This is a genomic window from Tamilnaduibacter salinus, assembly GCF_003096655.1.
Lineage (GTDB): Bacteria > Pseudomonadota > Gammaproteobacteria > Pseudomonadales > Oleiphilaceae > Tamilnaduibacter > Tamilnaduibacter salinus.
The window spans coordinates 206,842-228,380 of record NZ_QEKQ01000002.1 but is presented as its reverse complement, the minus strand read 5'-3'; the positions used below and the strand labels follow the sequence as shown (position 1 = coordinate 228,380).

General features: G+C 59.5%; 19 protein-coding genes and 1 tRNA gene. 6 read left to right on the top strand and 14 right to left on the bottom strand.

Features of this window, described 5'->3' with window-relative positions:
• The first annotated feature begins 39 nt into the window (after positions 1-39).
• Positions 40-663, top strand: a complete 624-nt coding sequence (locus C8D92_RS03645) for a class I SAM-dependent methyltransferase (protein ID WP_116918423.1) — start codon at positions 40-42, stop codon at positions 661-663.
• Between the two features lie 56 nt (positions 664-719).
• Positions 720-804, top strand: a tRNA-Leu gene (locus C8D92_RS03640).
• A gap of 275 nt (positions 805-1,079) precedes the next feature.
• On the opposite strand, the gene C8D92_RS03635 is transcribed toward C8D92_RS03640, so the two are convergent.
• From C8D92_RS03635 to C8D92_RS03620, 4 genes are all read right to left on the bottom strand, one after another.
• The gene (locus C8D92_RS03635; protein ID WP_243402343.1) at positions 1,080-2,399 is read right to left on the bottom strand and encodes a methyl-accepting chemotaxis protein; all 1,320 of its coding nucleotides are present in this window, start codon (positions 2,397-2,399) and stop codon (positions 1,080-1,082) included.
• 421 nt (positions 2,400-2,820) lie between these two features.
• Positions 2,821-3,243, bottom strand: a complete 423-nt coding sequence (locus tag C8D92_RS03630; RefSeq protein WP_243402342.1) for a DUF192 domain-containing protein — start codon at positions 3,241-3,243, stop codon at positions 2,821-2,823.
• A 110-nt stretch (positions 3,244-3,353) separates the two neighbouring features.
• Positions 3,354-4,115, bottom strand: coding sequence for an ABC transporter permease (locus C8D92_RS03625; RefSeq protein ID WP_095610570.1), 762 nt, complete (start codon positions 4,113-4,115; stop codon positions 3,354-3,356).
• Positions 4,112-5,038, bottom strand: a complete 927-nt coding sequence (locus C8D92_RS03620; RefSeq protein WP_207775108.1) for an ABC transporter ATP-binding protein — start codon at positions 5,036-5,038, stop codon at positions 4,112-4,114. Before C8D92_RS03620 ends, C8D92_RS03625 begins: the two co-directional genes overlap by 4 nt.
• A gap of 210 nt (positions 5,039-5,248) precedes the next feature.
• Between C8D92_RS03620 and C8D92_RS03615 the strand changes: the two genes are divergently transcribed.
• Positions 5,249-5,626 (top strand): PilZ domain-containing protein, encoded by a 378-nt coding sequence (locus C8D92_RS03615; protein WP_165819226.1) that lies wholly within the window; start codon positions 5,249-5,251, stop codon positions 5,624-5,626.
• A 20-nt stretch (positions 5,627-5,646) separates the two neighbouring features.
• On the opposite strand, the gene C8D92_RS03610 is transcribed toward C8D92_RS03615, so the two are convergent.
• From C8D92_RS03610 to C8D92_RS03595, 4 genes are all read right to left on the bottom strand, one after another.
• Positions 5,647-6,255, bottom strand: coding sequence for a hypothetical protein (locus C8D92_RS03610; protein WP_116918419.1), 609 nt, complete (start codon positions 6,253-6,255; stop codon positions 5,647-5,649).
• Between the two features lie 129 nt (positions 6,256-6,384).
• Complete coding sequence (locus C8D92_RS03605; RefSeq protein ID WP_116918418.1) at positions 6,385-7,860, bottom strand: PhnE/PtxC family ABC transporter permease; 1,476 nt, start codon at positions 7,858-7,860, stop codon at positions 6,385-6,387.
• Position 7,861: 1 nt separating this feature from the next.
• A complete protein-coding gene (locus C8D92_RS03600; RefSeq protein WP_095610575.1) occupies positions 7,862-8,512 on the bottom strand; it encodes an ATP-binding cassette domain-containing protein in 651 nt (216 codons plus the stop codon).
• Positions 8,512-9,369, bottom strand: a complete 858-nt coding sequence (locus C8D92_RS03595) for a putative selenate ABC transporter substrate-binding protein (protein ID WP_116918616.1) — start codon at positions 9,367-9,369, stop codon at positions 8,512-8,514. The genes C8D92_RS03600 and C8D92_RS03595 overlap by 1 nt, the downstream gene beginning before the upstream one ends.
• Before the next feature lie 111 nt (positions 9,370-9,480).
• Here C8D92_RS03595 and senB point away from each other — a divergent pair, with 111 nt between their 5' ends.
• The gene (gene senB, locus C8D92_RS03590) at positions 9,481-10,464 is read left to right on the top strand and encodes a selenoneine biosynthesis selenosugar synthase SenB (protein WP_095610576.1); all 984 of its coding nucleotides are present in this window, start codon (positions 9,481-9,483) and stop codon (positions 10,462-10,464) included.
• Here the strand turns inward: senB and selD are convergent.
• From selD to C8D92_RS03570, 4 genes are all read right to left on the bottom strand, one after another.
• Positions 10,425-12,695 carry a selenide, water dikinase SelD gene (gene selD, locus C8D92_RS03585; protein ID WP_116918417.1) on the bottom strand — a complete coding sequence of 757 codons (2,271 nt, stop codon included), beginning with the start codon at positions 12,693-12,695 and terminating at the stop codon, positions 10,425-10,427. The genes senB and selD overlap by 40 nt on opposite strands.
• 8 nt (positions 12,696-12,703) lie before the next feature.
• Entirely contained in the window at positions 12,704-13,501 is a 798-nt protein-coding gene (locus C8D92_RS03580) for a helix-hairpin-helix domain-containing protein (protein WP_116918416.1), read from the bottom strand.
• A gap of 28 nt (positions 13,502-13,529) precedes the next feature.
• Entirely contained in the window at positions 13,530-13,976 is a 447-nt protein-coding gene (locus tag C8D92_RS03575; protein ID WP_243402340.1) for a hypothetical protein, read from the bottom strand.
• Between the two features lie 199 nt (positions 13,977-14,175).
• A complete protein-coding gene (locus C8D92_RS03570; protein ID WP_095610579.1) occupies positions 14,176-15,720 on the bottom strand; it encodes a bifunctional GNAT family N-acetyltransferase/carbon-nitrogen hydrolase family protein in 1,545 nt (514 codons plus the stop codon).
• 211 nt (positions 15,721-15,931) lie between these two features.
• Between C8D92_RS03570 and C8D92_RS03565 the strand changes: the two genes are divergently transcribed.
• Entirely contained in the window at positions 15,932-17,821 is a 1,890-nt protein-coding gene (locus C8D92_RS03565; RefSeq protein WP_095610580.1) for a methyl-accepting chemotaxis protein, read from the top strand.
• Between the two features lie 24 nt (positions 17,822-17,845).
• On the opposite strand, the gene C8D92_RS03560 is transcribed toward C8D92_RS03565, so the two are convergent.
• Positions 17,846-18,754: a hypothetical protein gene (locus C8D92_RS03560; protein WP_095610581.1), complete on the bottom strand. Its 909-nt coding sequence runs from the start codon at positions 18,752-18,754 to the stop codon at positions 17,846-17,848.
• Positions 18,755-19,030: 276 nt separating this feature from the next.
• Between C8D92_RS03560 and C8D92_RS03555 the strand changes: the two genes are divergently transcribed.
• Positions 19,031-19,585 (top strand): DUF4442 domain-containing protein, encoded by a 555-nt coding sequence (locus C8D92_RS03555; RefSeq protein WP_095610582.1) that lies wholly within the window; start codon positions 19,031-19,033, stop codon positions 19,583-19,585.
• Here the strand turns inward: C8D92_RS03555 and recQ are convergent, their stop codons facing one another.
• On the bottom strand, positions 19,586-21,439 hold the full coding sequence (gene recQ / locus C8D92_RS03550) for a DNA helicase RecQ (RefSeq protein WP_116918415.1): 1,854 nt from the start codon (positions 21,437-21,439) through the stop codon (positions 19,586-19,588).
• Positions 21,440-21,539 lie beyond the last annotated feature (100 nt).

The following is a 21,539-nucleotide window of genomic DNA, read 5'->3' as shown; positions in this document are numbered from 1 at the left end:
TGGGTACTACACCCCAAGACGCAAGAAGGCACAGCACCCATGAATTTCTATGAAGAACGGATACTGCCGCATCTCATCGACTGCGCCTGCTCGAACGGGCAGGTTATGAAACTGCGAAAGGCGATCGTGCCAAACGCTCGGGGTCAGGTGCTGGAAGTCGGCATGGGGTCCGGGATCAACCTCGGGTTCTATGACCCCGATAAGGTCAGCCTGGTGTACGGCCTTGAGCCATCCAGGGGCATGCGTCGCAAAGCGGCGGCCCATCTCGCGCAGTCTCCTGTACGCGTTGAATGGCTTGATCTGCCTGGGGAGACGGTTCCTCTGGCGGACAACAGCGTCGACACCGTACTGCTGACGTTTACCCTGTGCACGATTCCGGACTGGTTTCAGGCACTGAAGGAAATGAAGCGCGTGCTCCGACCGGAAGGTCGGCTCCTGTTCTGCGAACATGGCCAGTCGCCCGATCCTGGCGTGCGGCGGTGGCAGGATCGGCTTACGCCCGGCTGGAAACGGCTGGCCGGTGGGTGCCATCTCAATCGGCCGATCCACCGATTGATTGCCGAGGCCGGATTCACCATCGATGCCATGGAAACCCGGTATCTGCCGAAAGCGCCGCGGTTCGCTGGCTATATCTATTCCGGGGAGGCCACTCCGACGGCCTGAGCGGGAATTGCATCCCGACAGGCCCGTCGATACAATCCGGCTCCTTGCCAGTGTGTGCGGCTGTGGTGAAATTGGTAGACACTGGGGACTTAAAATCCCTTGCCTTCGGGCGTGCCGGTTCAAGTCCGGCCAGCCGCACCATATTTACCGGTTTATTAAAACGATAGAGTGCTTTATTAAGGCGCTTCCACGCCTGGCATCAGGCCAGAGGAATCGGTTCATTAAGGCCTTGATGGCCTCGCAGGCGGGGACCACTTCATGACAGGTCTGCTCAGTACGGTCAGAGAGATTGCTCACGGGGCCTTCCTCCGAATGACGGACTCATGAACACCAATGGTCGCCCCAGGCGACCGGCACCCCCAGATCATTCGCTATGTGAGCCACTGAGAGGGCCGGGCCAGGACTTGATCCCCGGACTACCCGCGAATGCGGTGAGCGAGGTTGTTAGCCGTTGAGGCCATGGCCTCAAGCTCCGGTATGGTCTTGAGGTTCGACTTGGAAGCCTGACTCATGTCTTCGGAAAGGTTCGCAATCTCCGTGATGTTCTGGCTGATGTCTTCGCTGACGCTGGTCTGCTCCTCCGCAGCGGTGGCGACCTGCGTTGTCGCTTCACGTATCTCGCTCATACGCTCGTTAATGTCTTTAACGATCCGCTGTACCTCGGAGACCTGCTGAACACAATCGTCCGTGACCGATTCGCTGGTCTGCATGTACTGGGTTGCTTGCTCGGAACCGGAGGCAATGCTGCTGACGATGGCGTCGATTTCCACGGTCGCCTCCTGCGTTTTCCCGGCAAGGCTACGGACTTCGTCCGCGACCACTGAGAAACCCCGGCCAGCATCACCGGCTCGTGCCGCTTCAATGGCCGCATTCAGAGCCAGCAGGTTCGTCTGGTCTGCGATCTCCCGGATGACCTCCATGACGCTGCTCACCTTTTTATTGCTCTCGGCCAGTGTTGTGACCGTTTCCGAAGTGGCACGAATTTGTTCCGAAAGCCGTCCCATGCTGTCGACCGATGTTGCGATGTTCTGGTCTGCCAGCCCGGTTTCAGATGTTGTTTCATCAACACGCGTAGAAACACTCGCGGCATGTTGTGCCACTTCATTGGCCGTTGACGACATTTCATTCATCGCCGCCGCCATTTGATCGATCCGTTCATGCGCTTGAGTCGACTTGTCAGCAATGTCATGGGCGCCTGTGGTGATCGTCTCTTTGATCGTCGCCAGATCGGCTGCGTTGGTTTGCGTTGTCTGTTTAATCTCGTTGAGGAAGTCGTGAAGCTTGCGGGCTGCGTCAGCGAGTCGGCCGAGCTCGTCAGCTCGGTGGATTGTCGACTTCTGGCCAAGATCGCCCTCACCGAGCTGCTCGAGCTGGGAGGAAATCGCCACCGTTGGGCGAATGACCTGGCGGTTAATGATCACGACGCTGACAATCGTGCCGAGGATAACCGCCGCTAAAAGGCCGGTGCCGGCGAGCATCGTATTGGAGCGGGCACTGGATTCCAGGGTGTTGGCCTTCTCTCGCGAGAGCTTGGCGATCCTCTGAGTGGCCTCGTTGATCAGCGCTGCGGGCTCCCGATCAATGCCTCTCACCGCCGAATCACCCGCCGTGTGATCAAATCCCGAATCAACGAAGCGCTGATAGCCCTCACGATAGGCGTCGCCCATTCGGCGATGCGCCTTTGCGAAGCGCTCCAACAGCTGTTTCGATTCTTCATCGGTGATCAGCGGCAGCATTTCCTCGACATGGTCCTGAACCACCGCTTCTTGATCCTTGAACTGAGACCAGTACTTCTCCCGATCGTCCCGATTATGACCGCGAAGGAGCACGTTCTTCCATTCCTGAACCTGTGTCTTGAAGTTGGCGAGGACTACTTGGGCTTCCAGAGCACCCTGTATGTCTCTGGACGTGACCTCCGAGAAGTCATCGGCGACTCTCAGTGAATAGGTCAGATAGGAGCCGGCGACGCCTGCCACGACGATGTTAACCAGCAGGATGATCAACAGTACCTGGCGGGAAATACTTTTCATACGGAGCATAATGACGGCCTTAAGCGCTTTTTGTTCATTCTCGTTTCAGTGTAGACGGCTGATTCAAGAAATTCTTTACGCCTGGGAGGCACAGGCGGGTCAGGAGTCATCCATCGGGGTGAACTCATCAATCCTGAGCAGACGAGCCGCGAGGCGTTGCGTGGCGTGACGATGGACAGGCGTGTTCTCTCGGTGGGGTCATCGGAGGCAGGAGCTGATCTCCGACATCGACCTCATGAGCACCGAAGAACCCTTCATTCATTTCAAGCACGGCAGAAAAAGGCCGCCCCGATGGATAACGGGGGCAGCGTCGCCCCTTTTTCGGTGGGCAGGGCGTCATTTGATGAAGGCTGACGATCACGCCCTCTTCGTTAAGGTAAGCGATGTCCAACGGCAGGCGTGTTCTGTACATCCAGAATCCACGGGTCGCCGCCTGAGACTCCGGGTAGCGGAACAGCATACCGGCCGTCGCCGGTAAAAACGGGCGTTCCATAAGACCGATCTGACGCTCGTCCGGTGACATGGCCACTTCCACCTGAATGGGGATCATGTGATCACTGGTCACCAGACACGCCGGCTGGCGCGGTAAGTGTTGCGGGGTGCCAGCCAACACGCTGGAAGAAAACAGCGCGAGGGCCAGCCGCCAACGATGGGGCCTCATCACGGACGCAGTCGATAGCCGCTTTTGAAGATCCATGCAACCAGACCCAGACAGGCGGTGAGAAAGAGCAGAATCATGGCGACACTGATTCCGATGTGAACATCAGAGATGCCGTAGAATGCCCACCGAAACCCGCTGATCAGGTACACCACCGGGTTGAAGAGGGTAACGGTCTGCCAGAAGCCGGGCAGCATATCGATGGAGTAGAAGGTGCCTCCGAGAAACACCAGGGGTGTGACCACCATCAGCGGTACAATCTGGAGCTTTTCGAATGTGTCCGCCCAGATCCCGATAATGAACCCCAACAGACTGAAGGTAATTGAGGTCAGGATCAGAAACACCACCATCCAGACGGGATGGAGTACCGAGTAATCGACGAACAGATTGGCCGTCAGCAGGATGATCACCCCAAGTATCGTGGATTTGGTGGCAGCGGCGCCCACGTACCCGATCACCACTTCAAGATAGGAGACCGGCGCTGAAAGCACTTCGTAAATGGTCCCGGAAAACTTGGGCATGTAAATCCCGAACGAGGCGTTGGAGATGCTTTGCATCAACAGCGAGAGCATGACCAGCCCGGGAATGATGAACGCGCCATAGCTCACGCCCTGGATGTCGCCCATCCGGGAACCGATGGCGGAGCCGAAGACCACAAAGTACAGCGTCGTGGAAATGACCGGCGAGGCAACGCTCTGCATCAGGGTCCGCCACATGCGGGCCATTTCGAAACGATAGATTGCTCGGATACCGTAGAGATTCATGGATTCGCCCTGACCAGGTTCACGAAGATGTCTTCCAGCGAGCTTTCCCGGGTCTGAAGATCCCGGTAATCAATGTTCTGCTCGCCCAGTCGTTTCAGCAGCGTGGTGATGCCGCTTTCGTCAGCGTGCGCATCGAACGAGTAGACCAGCTCGTCGCCGGTTTCGGACAGTGTCAGTTCGAGGTCCGCCAGCGATTCCGGGAGGGTGTCGAGCGGCGTCTGCAGATGCAGCCTCAGTTCCTTCTTGCCCAGCTTTCGCATGAGAGCTTCTTTTTCTTCCACCAGAATCAGCTCACCCTGACTGATCACCCCGACACGATCGGCCATCTCCTCGGCCTCCTCGATGTAGTGGGTAGTAAGGATGATGGTGACACCGTTCTCCCGCAGGCGACGCACCATTTCCCACATTTCACGGCGCAGCTCGACATCGACTCCGGCGGAAGGCTCGTCCAGAAACAGGATGCGGGGTTCATGCGACAGCGCCTTGGCAATCATGACGCGCCGTTTCATGCCGCCGGACAGATCCATGATGCGGGTGTTGCGTTTGTTCCAGAGCGACAGATCGCGGAGCACCCGTTCGATATGGGCCGGGTTTGGTGGGCAGCCAAACAGACCACGGCTGAAGCTGACGGTGTCCCAGACCCGTTCGAAGGCGTCCGTGTGCAGTTCCTGAGGTACCAGGCCGATCTGGGAGCGGGCCTCCCGGTACTCCCGGATGATGTCGTACCCGTTGGCGAGAACCCGACCGTTGCTGAGATTCACCAGACCACAGATGATGTTGATCAGCGTGGTCTTGCCAGCCCCGTTCGGGCCGAGCAGGGCAAAGATCTCCCCACGGTGAATATCGAGATGCACATCGGTTAGAGCCTGCTCGCCCCCCTCGTAGATCTTGTTGAGTCCCTGAACGGAAATATCCGGATGCACCCTGATCTCCTCTCGGCACGGCAAAACCGCCATTCTATACGAAACGGCCTGGAGAGAGGTGAGGGCGGTGACCATGTACTCACTGAGACCCATGCGTGATTATCGAAATGTGTGACTCGTACCGCGCCCGGCCTCCGGCGGTTTGCTACAGTGAATGGCGTGTCGGCTGTCACGGCCTTACCGATGATCACACACCATCAGGAGATCCAAATGACAGAGCGTCGTCGCCGGGAGCGGTTGCCCTTTATCCAGATGTACGCCCGCGTTCAGGTTCGAAAAGGCTTTATGTCGAAAGAATGGGTGAACGTACAGGTCATGGATTTCAGCAGCCTGGGCATGGCGTTTGTTGGCGACCACGAATTCGATGAGGGGCAACGAGTCCAGTTCAGCCTGAACCTGGCGACGGAAGTAGGCAATATCACGGTAGAGCAGGCCAGCGCGACGATCCGTAATTCGCGTGTTGGAGACGAGGGCACAATTTTCGGCGTTGAGTTCCAGGACTTGAAAGGGCCGGTGGCCAGCAGTCTCGAGCGTATCGAGAATATTCTGTCGCGCTATAACCGGGTGACGGAACGCATGCAGACCTAGGGAATTAACCAGACGGGACACTAGATAAGTGCGTTGGCCGTAATCGCCTCATAAAGGCTCCGATCCCGGGGTACGAAACGCGCCCAGACCCAGGACTCGGCGCCCTCAACCCCCATCCGATAGCAGTACAGAAGGCTGGTGCTGCCGGTCAGATCGCTGAAGGTCTGTTCGATGGCAAGGGTGCTCACCGACAGGCGGCGTGCGAGCAGGTTGACGGCGATCCGGTTGGCTGAGGCCTGATCCACACCGTGGTAGCGCGACAGGGCGACAGCCGCTCCGAGTCCCCAGGCCGCAGCCAGTGACTTCAGCGAGCCATCCGCTGTCGCCAGGTCCAGTTCATGGTGACGCGCCTGGGTTATCTGGATACTCATAATGATCTGCAATGCGGCGGTCAGGTCCCCTTCCCAAGAGGGCTTTGATTGGTGAGCGGCCGCCGCCGGCCCTTCCACTGGCGTGGATTCCTGGAAATACGCCCAGAAGCTTGCGGCGGGTCGCGCCAGGGAATCCGACGGGGACCGGGAGGGCTGGGCGACGGCATCCCGGCGCGATAAGACGATGATGCGCCCGGCCAGTACCAGAAATAGCAGCGCCAGCCCGATTTCCAGTCCCAAAACCACGAAGTCCAGCATCCAGTGTGCCCTTACTCAGTAATGTTTCACAAAGTATATCGGGGGTAACAGAATGTTACTGAGACAAGGGCCGCTAAATCTCGGTTCATTCGTAAAATTGTTGTGAAATCCACGTTTCACGACTGCTTCTCAATGGCCCTCACAGGTAACCCGTGTCTGCAGGCGCAGATAGCGGCGGACACGCCTTGAGGTGACATCGATGGCAATATTGAGCAATGCCGTGACAAGGATCAGCAGGATCGCCCGGTCAAACCGGATTTCCTGTATGGCACTGTCGACATAAAACCCCAGTGTGTGGATGCCGAGGATGCCAAGAATGGCGGTCTCGCGCATAATGATTTCCCAGCGGTAAAAAAGAAAAGCAAGGAAGGGCGGGTAAACGCGGGGAATCAGCTCATAGCTGTACCGATTGAAGCCGCTCGGGGCGTCGGGGCGTAGCTGGATCTCGTTGCTGCGGCGTCCGATCAGGTGACCGATGATGCCGCCGTTGTGAAGCGCGAGCGCCACAACAGCCGGCAGCATGGATGGTCCCCAGAGCTGCAGCAGGATATAGGCCAGCATGTATTCCGGTGTGGAACGGGCGATGACCAGAAGCACATGCCCGCCACCACGGCTCACCCGGTTCCCGAAATGCCGGGAGATCAGCGGAAAGGCGATCAGTGTCACCAGCCCGGTGCAGACCAGGGCGATCTGGGTCAGCAACAACGTGTTCCAGATGCCGGGCAGCGCCTCATTGAGAAGAAGCTGGGTGAGCCAGTCCCCGAGAGCCCCCAGCCCGTCACCGTCCCGGATCGGGGCGGGCACAATGTCCTGTGTAAAGAAACGGCTGACATTCCCCCAGACGATGGGCAGACCATCGCCAAGAAAAAAAGGCGCAGCAACCAGATAGGCGGGGATCAACCGCGGGCGGGCCCAGTGCCGCAGCGTTGCGATCAGAACGTAGAACAGAATCAGAATGGCGCCGACTTCCGAGTAATAGCCTTGAGAGAAGGAGGATTCCAGATAGAATCCCAGGGTTGGCAGACCAACGAAGCCCAGAATGGCACTCGACCGCAGGCCACACTCCAGCCGATACGAGGTGTATGTGACAAGATGGGGTAATGCGTCGGGTATCCGCGCGTACAGAAAGCGGGCAAGCCGACCGGTTCCCTCTGGCAGGACCCGTTCCGGTGTGGGGTCATTCTCTTCCAGAATTTCCGAGTACACTTTTGCGAAAATGCCGGCGTAGGGAATCGCAATGGCCAACACCCCCGTCAGCGGGTGAAAGCCAAAGAACTGCAGGAAGATCAGTGCCCAGAACAGCTCATGGATGGCCCGGACGAACGCACATCCGATCCGGATCACTCGTGAGCCGAATACCAGTGACAGGAGGAATCCGGCAAGGCTCCCGAGCGCCACGCCGACAAAGGCAAACGCCACGGTCCGCAGCAGGGCCACCCCCACCTGATCGATCGAGAAGAAATCCGGCGTCACAACGCCCAGGAACAGGTCCTTCAGATCCTGCCAGGGATTGACCGTTGTGATGGCCAGGTCTCCCAGAAACGCACAAAGGATTCCGACGACGGTGACAATCAGCGTAACGCGGACGGTCGGGGAAGCCAGCATCTTAATAGAGGGGCAGGATGTCGGCGGGAGAGAGCGTATGGCTTGGCGCATCCAGCGCAATCTGGCCGTCCTGGATACCGACGATGCGCGTGGTGTAAGCAAGCGCCAGATCAATGTCGTGGAGCGCCACAACGCTGGTGTCGTAGGCTTCTGTCATGAACCCCATCACAACGTGCGCAAGCGGCCCATCGAGCGCCGATACCGGCTCATCGGCCAGTAGCATCGGTGCATTCTGGAACAGTGCCCGGGCAACGGCTGTTCGTTGCTTCTGGCCACCGGACAGTTGGGCAACGGGGGAGCGGCGCTTCTTGCCAATGCCCAGCCGCTCGAGCAGCGGTTCAATCACCGCCAGCTCGCGCCGTTGCGGCCAGAGCAGATTCAGAAGGTTGTACCAGGCGGAGTAGTGGTTCAGACGCCCCATGTAGACGTTATGAAACACCGACAGCGCCTGGACGAGTCCCTGTTCCTGTGGAACCAGCGCAGCCCGGTCCCGGACCTGGTCATAAAGCAGATTCAGGAGGGTTGATTTACCCGCACCACTGCGCCCGACGAGCCCAATCCGCTCGCCGGGCTGAATCTGGAGCGACAGCGGCCCCAGAACCTGCTGCCCGCCGTAGGCGGCGGACAGGTTGCGCAGGTGAACCGCATCCATCAGTCGATGATTCCGATCTTTTCAGCGGTGTTTCGGATTGGCTCGTAATCCGCGTTGCTGGCGGGGACGAAGGCAGACCGGGGGAATTTCTCGAGCAGAGCCGGATCGCTCATGCTGAGCAGTGCCTGGCGAACCCGATCGGTGAATCCGTCCCCGAACCGCTGATCCGCGTCGCCCCGAATGGTCCACTGGTAATCGGGATAGGTCGGCGTCTTCCAGATCACCTGAACATCGTCGGTATTCACATCGCCGGACGCCACTTCCTTTTCCCAGACTTTGAAATTGACCGCACCGACCTGATAGGTGCCCGCTTCGACCAGACGGATCGTCCGGGAGTGGTTGCCGCTGAAGCCGACGCGCTCAAACACCTCTTCAGGCGCCGCGTTGAAGGCCTCCCGGATGTGGTATTCCGGCATCAGCCGGCCCGACGTGCTTCCTTTCGAACCGAAGGTGAACGTGTTGCCTTTGATATCCATCGGGAAGTCATCAGAGGGTTTGAGGCCGGTGCTGTCGTGGGCAATGAAGTACGTCTCGAATGCCTGATCTTCCTTACCCTGCGCAATGGCCTCGGAGCCGGGGACGAGCGCACGGGCCCGGACGCCGGACAGGCCGCCGAACCAGGCCAGCTGCACCTGATTGTTGCGGAAGGCGGACACCGCGGCGGCGTAACTCTTCACCGGAATGTACCGGACGTCCACGTCCAGCTTGCTGTCGAGATAGTCCGCAACGGATTGGAAACGCTCCTTGAGGCGGGTTTCGTCGGCATCGGGGATTGCCGTGAAAACGAAGGTGTCTGCAAAGGCTGGCATGACCAGAATCAGGGACAGAACAAACGCACGTCGAAAGGTCTTGAGCATGACCCACTCCTTGTCGTTGGTGTTGATGGAATCGGTACCAGAGCCAAAGCCTACCGCTTCCATGGAATCAGTTGAAGGTACGAAGCCGATTGTCTTTGGTATCATCCACTCATGCGCATCCAGATTGTGACCCCCGCTGCCGAAGGCTCCCTAAACGGCAACCGCCGCACGGCCGACCGCTGGGCCGACGCGGTGCGGACGCTGGGACACGACGTTCGGATCACCACCCATGACGACGGGCAGGGCACTGACCTGTTGCTGGCCCTCCACGCATACCGTAGTGCTGACTGTATCCGCGCTTTCCGGGAGCGGGCACCGGACCGGCCGATTGTTCTCGCTCTCACGGGAACGGATGTGTACCGGGATCAGTTCACCCATCCTGATGTATTTGGCAGCAGCCTGTTGGCGGCCGACGCGTTGATTGGCCTGCACGACCGTGTCGGAGACGACCTGCCTCCGAGCTTCCATAACCGGCTCGTGACCGTTCATCAGTCCGCGGCGCCGCCGCCGGGGGCGGACGACACCCCGCCACCAGGCCGGTTCGAGGTTTGTGTTATCGGCCACCTGCGGGACGAGAAAGATCCGTTCCGTGCCGCCCAGGCCGTGCGAAACCTGCCGGATGCCTCCCGGATCCGCATTATCCACGCCGGTCGTGCGTATTCGGAAGACTGGGCGGCCCGGGCCCGACAGGAAATGGGTGTCAATCCCCGGTACACATGGCTTGATCAGGTCGATCACGACCGGATTCGGGAACTGATGGCGCGAAGTGGTGCCATGGTGATTTCTTCCGTCATGGAAGGCGGTGCGAACGTGGTTTCTGAAGCCTGTGTCGCCGGGCTTCCCGTCATTGCCTCTCATATTCCGGGGAACATCGGGCTGCTGGGTGAGGACTATCCCGGCTATTTCCCGGTCCGGGACACCGCTGCCTTACGCCAGCTGCTGCTTCGCATCGAGGATGACGAGGCGTTTCTGCAACAACTCCGCGATGCCGTTGGTCAGCGGGCACATCGATTCACGCCCGAGGCGGAGCGCAAGGCGCTCCAGCAGGCGATGGATCAGGCATTGAGTCGGATGGGCTCCAGCGCTTCTCCCTGAGCGGTCACACGCCCGATGATCGCCGTCCGACCGTAACCGAGCGCCTTCAGCGCCTCAACACACTCATCGGCGCGGTCGCCAGGCACACCGGCCAACAGGCCGCCGGCGGTCTGTGGGTCGAAAATCAATGGATAGCGGGGGTGATTGACCATCTCCAATTGATTGCCGATGGCCCGTCTCAGGCGGACGTTGGCCGGCTGTAACGAACTGAGTATCCCCCGCGCTGCCGTTTCCTCGGCACCGGAGAGCAGGGGCAGTGCGGACAGATCAAGCTCCGCGTCCACACCGGATGGGCGCGTCATCTCCACCAGGTGCCCGAGCAGCCCGAAACCGGTGACGTCAGTACAGGCACGGGCGCCGTGCTGGTGAATGCATTCCGCGGCCCGTTGATTGGACACCAGCATCTGCTCCAGTGCTTCGTCAATCCAGCGTCCCCGCGCCTTGAACCGGGGGTGGGCGGCGAACAGGGTACCGGTCCCGATCGGCTTGGTGAGAATCAGTACATCGCCGGGACGCAGCCCACCCTTGCTCATAATGGCATCCGGGTCGATCAGTCCGTTGACCGCGAATCCCAGTGCCAGTTCCTGACCCTCTCCGGTATGCCCGCCAACAAGGGCGCAATTGGCGGCATTGAGCATGCTGACGGCACCGCTCATCATCTGGTACACGACGTCCTCCACTTTCGACTCAATGCCGTAGGGAACGGTGGCAACCGCCGTGGCGGTCTGGGCTTCAGCGCCCATGGCGAAGATATCACCCAGACTGTGATTCGCCGCGATACGCCCAAAGAGATACGGATCGTCAATGAATGCCCGGAAGAAATCGATGGTCTGGACAGAGGCCTTTCCGGGCGGCACCTGCACCACGGCCGCATCATCCGGCGAGTGCAGCCCGACAAGGACATCCTTGCGCTCAACCGGGGCGAGCTGTCCCAGTGCCCGTGAAATGACCGTGCTGCCAACCTTGGCGCCGCAGCCGCCACAACGCATCGCCACGGCGGAGATGGCCTGGGACGCTTCTTCCGGGCTCTGAGCGGCCGCCGTGTCCGGCTTTGAGGCGGCCGTCTCCATCTCGGGCAATTCATTGAACGTCGACATGAAGCGCCGGTCGATCCAGTCCTTCCATCGCCAGACCCACCGCCCACGAACCGACCAGTCACCGCGCGAGGCAACCGCGTACTGGTCACCGGTACTGATCAGTGCCAGCCATGTGGACTGGGGCCGATAGGCCTCGGGTGGCTGGTTGGTCGCGACTCGGCGCAGGTTCCTTGCCAGCGGTCGCCCCTGGCGAACGGCAAACACGCCCGCCTTTTCCCTGGGATAGGGCACCACGGTGGCAATGTCCCCGGCTGCAAAAATCCGGTCGTCGTTTTCCGTCTGAAGCGTGTCCCGGGTCAGGATAAAGCCATCATCGTCAAGCGCCAGTCCTGTATTCCGCAACCATTCCGGTCCGCCAGCCCGGGTCACCCAGAGCACTTCATCGACGGCAAAAGAGCCGCCGCTGTCGGTGTGAATCTGGCTGCCCGATACCCGGTCGACCGAGGCGCTGAGATGAATGATCACGCCCCGTTCGTTCAGAATCCGTTCGAAGGTTTCCCGCACGCGCCGGTTGTGCGTCGGTAGCAACGTGTCGGAGGCATCGAACAGATGGAACTGCAACTGTCTCGGGTCACGACCGCGCTGGCGCAGCTCATTTTCCAGCCGGTGCTGCATCGCCAGGGTCAGCTCAACACCGCCGGCTCCGGCACCCACGGTCGCCACGACCATCGGACCATCATGGGTTTCAAGGCGGTTCAGCAGGTCCAGCCAACGCTGATTGAATCCGTGGATGGGCTTTACAGGGATGGCATGGCGTTCCGCACCCTCGACGGACTGAACCTGCGGCGCCGAGCCAATATTGATCGACAGGTGGTCGTATGGCACGTCCGGACGGTTGCGGCAACGCACTGTCTGCCGATTACGGTCGATTCCGATCGCCTCATCCCGGTAAAACCGGGCGCCGCAATACTCGGCCAGCCGGCTGAGATCGATATGGACCTCATCGTAGGTGTAATGGCCGGCGAGGTAACCGGGTAACATGCCGGAGTAAGGAGTGTGGGTGTCGCGGCAGATGAGCGTGAGGCGCACACCGGAAACGGGGTTCATCGCAAACTGCTTGAGGACGCCCACATGGCTGTGGCCGCCCCCAACCAGTACGATATCTCTGAGAATCGGTTGTGTTGAAGACTGCATTCAGTGGGTCACGACACCAGTTTTTTAGCTTCTGCCTGCCAGTTTTCAGCCCCCCGAACCTTTGCAAACTCCTGCAGAGCTTTCTTATCGGCCTCGGACGGATCCGCAATCTGTTTCAAAGACGTGATTCCCGCGGATTTCAGTTTCTTTTCAGTGGCCGGGCCCAACCCTTTCAGTCGCGTCAGGTCGCTGTTGCCGGTTTTGCGGGGCGCAGACTTCGCACCGCTGGTGGTCTTACCGGAGCTGCCCGATGCCGACTTTTTCGCGGTCGATGCCTTTTTGGCAGTGGAGGAACCGGAGCTTGCTGAGGATTTTTTCGCCGAGGCCGGCTTCGAGCCACCACCGGATTTCGCTGCCTTGCTGGTCTTGCCGCCACTGGACGCAGACCCTTTGCCGCTGTTCTTTGACGATGAGGCGGAGCCGGCTTTCCGGGCGCTGCTGCCCGAACCGGTCGAAGACGACTTGGCGGACGAGACCGCACTCGAGACGCGCTCGTTGGTTTTCTCGACAGCCTGCTCTGCGTCCTTGCGAGCCATACCAACGCGCTCGAGGATGTTCTGTTGCAGATCCTGGAACTCCTTGAGACGGCGCTCCAGCTCGTCGTTAAAGCGCTTCATCTCCCGTTCACGGAGCTGATCCATTTCGTTGACCAGTTTCCGGATCGGCTCCTGAACCTGGTTCTGAAGTGAATCGAACTGTTTGAAGGCATCGTTGATCAGGTTCTCCACCTGCGTGGACGTCTTCTCGAATTCCTTGTTCATCTTCTTGACCAGCTTATCGACACCGGCCTTGTCTTTCTTCGCCATGCTGTTCTCTCCCGGGATTGGTCAGGCTTTACACGCTATGGACCGGGCCGGCGGCACCACCGTCCCGGCGTTCCTTCAAGAGCTGTTTACGGGTCACCAATTCAAGAACCCGGTCAAGACTGTCGTAATGACGACCCTGGCCGGACCTTGAGGATTGACGGAAATCAACAAAATAGAAGAAATTGCTGCAGTGCTTTATGCGATCCGTGACCAGGCCCTCGAGCCGGTCAGTGCGGACGTCGTCGAAGGGCATTTCCAGTACGAGATCGAAGTGCAGGACGTCGCCAGGTTCAAACAGGCGGTCGGTCTTGATCACGCCGCCGTGTTCGTCCAGCTTGAACACCGGCACTTCAACAACTTCACGGCGGAACAGCCGCTGCCGGATTGTCAGGCGAGCGGTCACGTCAGGAAGGGGAGCGCGGTCCTGGAGTGGGACCGTGTCTTGCGATTTCGCAGTCATGGTTTCCGGCGACATCGTCATTGTTGCTGCTGGCATTCAACGTCCATTCAAACACGCCCGTTATATGGCCGGGATGTCTCGCAGGGCCAACACTGTACCCCATCTTGGACCGAAATTCCCGATCACGCCAGTTCGCGACCCGGGTGGAGCCCGCTAAGACGGACTATGAAATCCGGTCGATAGCCCAGGGAAATGGCGGCAGAAGGGCGGCCGTTCAGTCCCCGGGCGGTGTCTCCTCCCAGAATGATGAGACGCCGTAGAGGTCGGTCCGGCGATCCTTGAGGTTGGTCACTGACCCCTCACTGCGCACCAGCGTCAGTTTCTCCAGGTCCATGTCGGAGAACATGATCATCTCCGTGTTGGGTGTGGTTTCGGCCATAACGGCATCGTGAGGAAACGCGAAATCCGACGGTGAGAACACGGACGATTGCGCGTACTGAACGTCCAGGTTCTCCACCTTGGGCAGGTTGCCCACGCAGCCGGTGATGACCACATAGCATTCGTTTTCAATCGCTCGGGACTGGGCGCAGTGACGAACCCGCAGATATCCGTTTTTCGTGTCGGTCCAGAACGGGACGAAAATAATATCCACTTCCTGCTGGGCAGCCAGGCGGCCAAGCTCTGGGAATTCAATGTCGTAGCAGACCTGGATCGCGACCCGGCCCGCGTCCGTCTCAAACACATCCAGCCGGTTGCCGCCTTCAATCACCCAGTCCCGGCGCTCATGCGGCGTGATGTGGATCTTGCACTGTTCGTCAACGCTGCCGTCCCGGTGACAGAGGTAGGACACGTTGTAGAGCCGCTCCCCGTCGAGCAGTGGCATGGAGCCGGTGATGATGTTGATGTTGTAGCTGACGGCCATGTCCGACATCTGATCCCGGAACTGCTCGGTAAATCCGGCCAGGAAACGTATCGCCCGCGTCTGGTCCACCTGATCGGTCAGCCCCATCAACGGCGCATTGAAAAATTCCGGGAACACGGCGAAATCGCTCTTGTAGTCCGACAGAGCGTCCACGAAGTACTCAACCTGGCGCAGTACGTCATCCACCGAGTGAAACTCACGCATCTGCCACTGGACGGCACCAATGCGGACCTGCGTCTTGCGGGTCTCCAGAACGGGTGTGGGCGGCGTGTAAAGGATGTTATTCCACTCCAGGAGAGTGGCATACCCCATTGATTTCTCGTCTTCCGGCAGATACTTGTGCATCAGCCGGGTGACCTGAAAGTCATTGGAAAGCTGGAAGCTCAGGATCGGATCGTAGATCTCTTTGCGATCCACCCGTTCAATGTATTCGGTCGGCGTAAACTGGTCGGCAAACTTGCGATAGCCGGGTATCCGACCGCCCGCTAGAATCGCCCGGAAATTCCGGGACCGGCACAGTTCCTTGCGCGCTTCATAGAGACGACGCCCGAGCCGATAGCCTCGATAATCCGGATGAATGAAGACGTCTAATCCGTATAGCGCGTCGCCATCGTCGTTGTGCCAGATCTTCTCGTTCTTGAGGATCAGATCGTCGTAGGTGTGGGGGTTGGAGAACCGGTCGTATTTGACGCAGACGGTCAGAGCGACCGCGACGAGCTCGCCGCTGTCCTCAATGCACATCTGCCCATCGGGAAATTGCTCAACCAATGCCCGGATCGTGTCCCGCGGCCAGGCGCCTCCAATATCGTCATAAACCCGGTCCATCAATGCCCGGAGCTGATCGTAGTCTTCGAGAGTGAGGGCGCGCAGGTTGATCTGCAGATCGTCGTGGGCCATTCAGGCGGTCTCCATTCAAAGAAGGTGTCATAATCCTGTTTTAACAGATTATCCGGCTAAAGGTCTTGTTTACAGCGCCGACAGCTATACAGAGCGCAGGCGGATCACGCCACCGTCATCTAGACTGATATCGACGTTCTGAAAGCCACACAGGGAGCGTTTCAGGGGCTTTCCGTTCCAGAAACAAACATCTGCGGGGGATTTTCAGTTCATGGGACAGTTTTCTTTTGGTCAGAAGCTCCTGACCGCTTTCGCCATTCTGCTGGTGATCGTCATCAGCACCTACGCCATCATGGGAGACCGGCGTCTGGTCGGTACGACCAACACCTATGTTGAGGCATTGATCGACGATGCCGTCGCACAGGGGACCGCCTCCATTGCCGAATGGTTGAACACACGACTGGCCATGTCCGACGCGGCGGCAGCCGCCCTCGAAAACGTGACCGGCGATGAACAGGCCCGCAAGGTTCTGCAGACAGCGACACAGGGCGGTGGCTTCAAGAACGTTTACGTGGGGCGGGCGGACGGGTTCATGCTGATGCCCACTCAAACGGCGCAGAGCACACTGCCTTCCGGGTACGATCCCCGTGTTCGCCCCTGGTACAAGCTTGGCAAGAACGGCGGAGAAAGCACCTTTACCGCGCCGTATCTCGATGCCTCTAGCGGGAACATCATTCTCTCGTCAGTCGCGCCGGTAGACCGGGGAATGTATGAGGGCGTTGTGGGTGGCGACATCACACTGAACGCGCTTCAGACAATCCTCTCTTCGGTCGATCTGGCGGGCACCGGATATGCCACGCTGATCAGCGACGATGGCACTGTGTTGTTTCACCCGGACAAGGAGCGGGTGGGCAATCCGGTCAGCGAACTGATCGGGGCTGAACCAAGGCTTAATGGCAACGCCCATTACTACACGATTGATGATGAGCGGTGGCGCGTCAGTTTTCACGAGATTGAGGATGCGCGGGGGGTCACCTGGTATCTCGGCGCGCTGGCAAACGAGAACGACATTATGGCGCCGGTGATTGACGCGCGAACAACCGGAATAATCATCGCAGTGGTGGCGCTGGTCATCACGCTGATTCTCCTGCATTTCGGCATTCGTAAGCTCCTCGCACCTGTCCGCGGTCTCCGCGATGCCATGCGGGATATCGCCAGCGGCGATGCTGACCTGACTCATCGCCTGGAGGTTCAGTCCCAGGATGAACTCGGTGAGACGGCGGAGAATTTCAACGCGTTTGTTGCCAATCTCCAGACGGTCATCCAGGACGTGCAGACCGGTGCCAACGAACTGAGCGAGGCGGTTGTCTCGCTACGCAATACGGCCAGCACCAGCCGCCAGAGCGTTGAGAGCCAGCAGACCGAAGTGGACATGGTGGCCACGGCCATTAACGAGATGTCCCAGGCCGCCAATGAAATTGCCCAGAACGCCCAGCAGACCGCCGATGCGTCCACGAACGCCGACAATGATGCCCGCGAAAGCCAGGATACGGTGAAAGCCTCTCGGGACGCGGTCGAACGGCTGGCATCCGAAATCTCCTCGGCCTCTGAGGTCATCGATACGCTTGGTAAGGACGTGACGCAGATCAACACCATTCTGGAAGTGATTCAGGATGTGGCGGAGCAGACCAACCTGCTGGCGCTGAATGCCGCCATCGAAGCGGCTCGGGCCGGGGACGCCGGTCGCGGGTTTGCCGTGGTGGCGGACGAGGTCCGGAATCTGGCCCGGCGCACCCACGACAGCACTGAGGAAATCAACGCCATGATCGAGCGACTTCAGAAAGGTGCGAACAATTCCGTCAGTGTGATGCAGGAATCCCAGGCCGTCTCGAACGTCAGCATGGAGAAGGCGCAGGACGCGATGGATGCACTCAACCGCATCGCAGAGGCGATTACGTCCATCAGTAACATGACGTCGCAAATTGCCACCGCATCGGAGGAACAGACCTCAGTGACCGAAGAACTGAATGCGTCGATAACACGCATTGCCGAGCAGGGACAGGACGCGGCGCAAGCGGCCAGTGACAACGACACTTACAGCAGTCGCATTGAAGAAATCGGGCAGTCCCTGACCGAAAAAGTGGGCCGCTTCAAGGTGTGATTCAGGAACGCCAGGGAGGGCACCCTAGTGTGCATTGAGCTGAATCCGTTGCCGGGTTTTCTGCATGATGGTTTCGGTCAGTGGCGGCCAGTAACGGTCCCAGGTCCAGGGATTGCCCAGCCTTAGAACGCGGCGATCGCCCAGCTTCAGCGCCCGAATCGCACGGGTGAAGTAACGATCGAAAAAAACGGCAAAACTGCCGTCCAGGATTGCGCGCTCCAGACCGATCTGGATGCGGTGGCCGAGTGCCACATTGCTTTCTGAAAGAAAAAAGAAGTTGGGCATGTCGTAGGTCAGCATCAGGTGGTTCTCGACCACCAGCCCGGATGTACGTTCCTTCTCAAGATCAAACAACACCTCGCTGACCCCACGTGCAAAGCACTCAAACCGGTCGCTCTCAAGCATGCGGTAGAGGCTGTTGAAGCGACTGCTCGTTATCACCTCGAGACCGTTGGCACGCAGGATCTTGGTATCCGGCCAGTGCTGGCCCTGCCCAAAGCGGATCGAGCTCTCCCTGAGATCCCCGAGCGTGCGGACCTCTTCGAACAGGGGCTGGTTTTCCGGTTTGATGAGACAGACCCGGTAACCCAGCAGACCACCATCAATCGGTATGGGGATCGCACGAAGCTGGCTCTCGCGCTCGGGCGTGCTGGCGACATTCGCCAGATGAATGACATCGCTGCTATCTTTGCGGAGTTCGCGCAGCGCTCGCCCCTGATTCATTTCTGCGCTGCGGATGATGCGTACCGGCCCGTATTCGGGCGTTTTGTCGAAGGCGAGCCGGAGCAGGGCGTGAATCGACGGCATGTCATAATTGCGGTACCAGAGGATCACTTCCTGGCGGTCGGGCTCGCCCGCGGCCGGGACCGCGTTAAGCGGGAGAGGAAGAATCAGGCTCAGCAGGACGATAAGGCGAGGGAACATCGAGGACATGACACTACTAGACACCGTTTTCCGCACGTCAACGACTCCCTGTGTTCTATGCGTGTTTCGACCAGCTTAGCAGGTTTCAGACAGGGATCGATGACAAAGGAGCCTCTGAAATAGCCCCTGATGCGGTGACGTTCGAGGCGCACGGAGCGCAGAAAGGGAGGCGTATCTGGCTGATCGGTGAGCGTCGATCGGGGGCGCCGCGCAACGATAAGAATGTGCCGTAGCAGGGACGGTTTCAGAGACTCCCGACAACAATAACGATAGGAGGAACACAACATGGGCATTATGAATCGCCTGATCGGCCTCACCGGGGAGGCGGTCGCCGACACCGAAGAGGAAGCGGGGCTCGACCGCCCTTTCGCCTGGTTGAGGCGCAAAGGGGGGAACATCATAGTCAATCGCATGGTTGGCGCCGCCATTCCCTTTGCCCCCAGGAACCGGTTCTCAGTCGAAGCGGTGCGTTCGGGCTATGTCCGGGCCCGTATCGCGCTCAAAGGCAACCGGAATCATTTTGGCAGCCTCTATGCCGGCGCCGCTTTCCTGGTGGCCGAAATACCGGGTGGGGTGCTGACGCTGTTTGACATGGGTCCGGATTACACCCCGATTCTCAAGGAGATGACCATGGAGTATCTGGCACCGGCCGACTCGGACGTCACCATCGAGCTGACGATGCCAGCCAGCGTCCGGGACAGCATTCAGAGAAAAGCCGATGAAACGGGGCGCGCCTCCTTCACACTGGAAGGTGAACTAAAAGATGAGAGCGGCCAGATCGTTGCCCGCTCAACGGCCCATTACCGGGTCCGGAAAAAGGGGTTTGAGGCGGTGAGCTGATCAGGACTGGGGCGCGAGTTTCGCAACGGCATCAAGGAATGCCTCGCCGTATTTATCGAGCTTCGCCTGACCCACGCCATTGATCTCCGCCATCGCCTCAAGGGAGTCGGGCCGGCGCTCAAGTATCTCCATCAGCGTCGTGTCATGGAAGATCATGTAAGGCGGCACACCCTGTTCTTCGGCCAGGGACTTGCGGCAGGCACGCAACTGCTCCCAGCCGTCCGGATCGTTCACCGTCAGCTCCGGCCGGGAGCGACCGGAGGGCTCCGCCACTTTCCGCTTACGAGGTGCAGGATCGCGACGCAGCTGGATGCTGCGCTCGCCCTTGAGCAGCGGCCGGCATTGTTCGGTCAGAGACAGAGCCCCGTAGCCCTCGGCATCCGCCCGCAGATACCCGCCGGCCACAAGCTGGCGGAACACGGATTTCCAGCTCACGGCCGTAAGATCCGCACCAATTCCAAAGGTCGACAGATGGTCGTGCCCCTGCTGCCGGATGCGCTCATTCCCATTGCCACGCAACACATCAATCACGTAATTGACGCCGTAACGCTGCCCGGTTCGGTACACGCAGGACAGGGCCTTCTGGACCGCAACCGTGCCATCCCAGGTTTCGGGGGGCTCCAGACAGGTGTCGCAGTTGCCACAGGGCGCCTCGAGGTGATCTCCAAAGTAGCTCAGCATGGCTTTGCGACGGCATTCGGTGACTTCGCACAAGCCAAGCATGGCATCCAGTTTCTGGCGTTCAACCCGCTTGAAGTGCTCACTGCCCGGTGACGCTTCCAGCATCTGTCTGAGCTTGATCACATCCTGAAGGCCATACACCATCCAGGCGGTTGAAGGATGGCCATCACGCCCAGCGCGGCCGGTTTCCTGATAGTACGCTTCGATGCTTTTCGGCAGATCCAGATGGGCCACGAACCGGACGTCCGGCTTATCGATACCCATGCCAAACGCGATGGTGGCGACGATGATGACTCCGTCGTCCCGCAGGAAGCGCTCCTGGTGGTGGGCGCGTGTTTCCGAGGGCAACCCGGCATGGTAGGGCAGTGCGTCGAAACCGGCCTTTGCGAGCATGTCAGCGGTGTTCTCAACGCGGTTGCGCGAAAGGCAATAGACGATGCCCGAGTCGCTGGGATGCTCCTGGCGGATAAAATCCAGCAGCTGCTTGTTGGCGTTGTTCTTCTGGCCAACGCGGTACTGAATGTTCGGCCGGTCAAAGCCGCTGATGAAGCGCCGCGCCTGCGTCAAATGTAGGCGCTGGGCGATTTCCGTTCGCGTGCGCTCGTCGGCGGTGGCGGTCAGCGCAATACGCGGGATCTGAGGGAACCGCTGCTCGAGAATGTCCAGGCTGAGATAATCCTCCCGGAAATCATGCCCCCACTGGGAGACGCAGTGGGCCTCGTCGATGGCGAACAGCGCCAGCGGGGCGGATGACAACAGATCCAGCATGCGCGGTTGTAACAGGCGTTCCGGCGCGCAATACAGCAGGTCCAGCTCACCGCAGAGCAGGGCGTTCTCGATGTCCCGCGCCTCATCGGGCGATTGGGTCGAGTTCAGGAACGCTGCCCGGACACCAAGCTGATTCAGCGCCGCGACCTGATCCTGCATCAACGCGATCAACGGTGAGATCACCACACCGACGCCGGGGCGGACCATGGCGGGCACCTGATAGCAAAGCGACTTACCGCCCCCGGTGGGCATCAGGACCAGGGCATCCTCACCGGACACCAGCGCACGCACCACATCGCCCTGCATAGGGCGGAACGTCTCGAAGCCAAACACGCGGTGCAGAACATCCTCCGCATGTTCCATCGTGCTCTCGCTGGCGCGCGGGCGTTCGGCCACGTCCGGCATGAAAGGGCGCTCCTCAGGGGTTGCTGGGAAAGGGCACAGGATACCAGAGCAACGCCAGGCCCTGAACGCCAATCCGCCCCTTATCCCCGACACCGACAGA